The sequence below is a fragment of the Streptomyces sp. a15 genome, from assembly GCF_059026085.1.
The window spans coordinates 1-327 of sequence record NZ_JBWLKM010000306.1 but is presented as its reverse complement, the minus strand read 5'-3'; the positions used below and the strand labels follow the sequence as shown (position 1 = coordinate 327).

At 70.6% G+C, this 327-nt stretch carries 1 pseudogene; it reads left to right on the top strand.

The features are described from left to right. Window positions 1-327, top strand: a pseudogene (locus AC5P09_RS52255) (ABC transporter permease); the annotation flags it as partial.

Sequence of the window (327 nt, the reverse complement as noted above, 5' to 3'; positions counted from 1 at the left end):
CTGCTGATGACCATCGGCAGCACCGTGATCGGGGCCGCGATCTCTGTCTCCATGGACATGACCGAGGGGCTCATCGCCCGCTTCCGCACGATGGCGGTCTACCGCGGGTCCGTGCTGGTCGGGCACGTCGTCGGCAGCGCGCTGCACGTGCACGCCAGCCTGGTCCTCGTCGGTGCCATCGCCGTGGCCATCGGCTTCCGGTCCACGGACGCCACCGCCCTGGAGTGGCTGGCGGCGTTCGGACTGATCGCACTGTTCACCCTGGCGCTCACCTGGATCGCGGTCGGGATGGGCATGGCCGGCCCGAACCCCGAGGCGGCCGGCAAC